Annotated in this window: 2 protein-coding genes and 1 pseudogene; all 3 read right to left on the reverse strand. The window is 57.7% G+C overall.

Annotated elements, in window-relative coordinates:
• A pseudogene (locus ACXJ5O_RS24355) lies at positions 1–305 on the reverse strand (hypothetical protein); the annotation flags it as partial.
• A 48-nt stretch (positions 306–353) separates the two neighbouring features.
• Positions 354–890, reverse strand: a complete 537-nt coding sequence (locus ACXJ5O_RS24360; protein WP_457302155.1) for a tripartite tricarboxylate transporter TctB family protein — start codon at positions 888–890, stop codon at positions 354–356.
• Positions 887–2,398 (reverse strand): tripartite tricarboxylate transporter permease, encoded by a 1,512-nt coding sequence (locus ACXJ5O_RS24365; RefSeq protein ID WP_457302156.1) that lies wholly within the window; start codon positions 2,396–2,398, stop codon positions 887–889. Before ACXJ5O_RS24365 ends, ACXJ5O_RS24360 begins: the two co-directional genes overlap by 4 nt.
• Between the last annotated feature and the right edge of the window lie 58 nt (positions 2,399–2,456).

The raw sequence follows: 2,456 nt of genomic DNA on the forward strand, positions 1-2,456 counted from the left end.
GTGTTGAAYGTACCGAAGGTCAGACCGTCCGGGTCGGAAGCATAGATATAGTTTGTGCCGATGAGGTGGCCGGCGCCTGGCATGTTTTGCACGACAAACGTCGATCCCGGCAAGTGCTTCTGCATGAACTCCGTGATGAGACGGCCGTTCGTATCGTAACCGCCGCCGGGAGCCGTCGCGACGATATAGGTCACGGTTTTACCCTTGTAAAAGTCGGCGGCATCGTCCGCCAGCGCTATCGCGGACCCGAGCCCGGCGACTAAGACGGCACCAAAAACTGCCGTGCGAATTGATTGTCTGATCATTCCATTCCCTCCCTTTTTACTGCCTTTTGTTGATAGATATTTAGTCGGTTAACTCACTTCAAACCCCAGGGTGCGCAAAACGATTGGCGTCAGAAAGCCGTGAAAGAGCTGTACGTGTAAGAGCAGGCCGAACATTGAGTAGAGAACGACTGTCGCCGTTACCGCGAGGAACAGTGCGAACTTCCAGCTCGCCTCCGCCTGCCTGCGGAGGAACGACAACAACATGACCGGCACGCTGATATAGAAGCCGAAGACGAGAACCGCCGCGATGAAACCGACAAAGTAGGCCCACATCGTCAGTTCACCCGTCACGGTGTGCGGGCCAAATTCCGGCTCTTCCTCGGGGACAAGATTGGCCGGGACGCCTGCCTTCGATGCCGGCTGGAAGCTTTCGGCCAGCTGGTTGCCAGGTGCGCGCAACAGATCCATGCCGAGTTGCAGAAGGCACAGCGCGATGCCCGGAATGCCGACCACGAATGGCATGAACCGTGCGTTCGGCGGGAACTGAGTAGCCATTGCCACCATCGTGCCGAAGATCGCGAGCATGACGAAGGTAAGCCAGGTGCTGAAGCTGAGCTGTTTCATAGGTTCACTCCAACGCTTGAATCGGCGCGATGCGGCCTGAAATTCCGATAGAACGCATAGACCATCAGTCCAACGATCATGGCGATCAGGACAAGCGAGATGGGACGCAGGAAAAAGCTGTAACCCCAGAGCTGCAATGCCTGATTGAGTGACGCTTCGGCTTTGCCTCCGAGAACGAGACCGATCACGAAAGGCGAGCGTGGCCACCCTGCCCGAAGGAAGCCATACCCAATCGCGCTGAAGAGCACGAGGATGATGAGATTTTGCCACTGATAGTCACTGACGAAGCAGCCAAGTGATACGAAGACGAGAATAAACGGCACCAGATAGCGGCCATTGACGAAGGTAAGCACCGCGACCCAACGGCAGACGACAAGCAGGATGGCGACCGCAATCAGGTTGCCGACGACCAATGCCCATATCAACGTCCAGACGAGGTCAAGGTGCTGCGTGACCATCGTCGCGCCCGGCTGAATGCCGAGAATGAGGAACGCGCCGAGCAGGACGGCCATTCCGGAACTTCCGGGGATGCCGAAAAAGAGAGTCGGCAGCAGCGAGCCGCCTTCTTTGCCGTTACTTGCGGTCTCAGGCGCGATCACACCTTCGATAGCGCCCTTACCGAAACGCTCCGGCGTCTTCGAACTTTGCACCGCATGGCCATAGCAAAGCCAGGCAGCAGTCGAACCGCCAAGGCCGGGTATCATGCCGATCACGGCGCCGATTACCGACGTGCGCAGAACGAGCCACCAATGGCGCGGCACTTCCATGACGCCCGAAAGCAATTGCTGATAGTTGAAGCCCTTATCCATTGGCACCGCCGAGATGGCTCCGCCCTTGGTGCTGAGCGCGATCATCTCCGGCACTGCAAAAAGAGCGAGTACGGCGGTGACGAGACTGACGCCATCCCACAGGAACAGCATGTCGCCGGCGTAGCGCGGCGTACCCGTGATCGGGTCCATGCCAATCGTAGACAGCATCAAGCCGTAAAAGCCGACGATCAGGCCTTTGACGATCTTCTTGCCGCTGGAAAGAAACGCGATGAAGCTGATGCCAAGAAGCGCGATCAAGAAGAACTCTGCAGGACTGAACATCAGGATGACGGGTTCGAGAACGGGTATCATGATGGCGAATACGATCGCGCCGATGATGCCCCCGACGCCGGATGCAGTGATGCTGGCACCGAGTGCCCGCGCCGCCTGCCCCTGCTTGGCTAGCGGATATCCATCGAGAGTCGTCGCGGCATCRTCACCGTCACCGGGTATGCCGAACATGATACTGGATATCTGGCCGCTGGTGCCGTTTACGGCGTGCATCGTCAGGAGGAACACCGCTCCTGAAACCTTGTCCATGCCGTAGACGAATGGAATGGCCATTGCGATGGAAAGCTTCCCGCCAATACCCGGCGTGACACCGACCAGCAATCCGAAGATCACGGCTATCAGCATGAGGCCCATTATGTGGGGCGAGCTCACTAGGCCGTAGAGCGCGGCAAACATGGTGTCGATCATTACAGTATCAATCCTCCCATCCAACGAACGGCAATCCTGGATTGCCATTCGTCATGCA

This window comes from Phyllobacterium sp. P5_D12 (assembly GCF_054049495.1).

Coding starts and splice junctions, on each gene's coding strand:
- ACXJ5O_RS24360 (WP_457302155.1), bottom strand. CDS start 890: ATGAAACAGCTCAGCTTCAGCACCTGGCTTACCTTCGTCATGCTCGCG.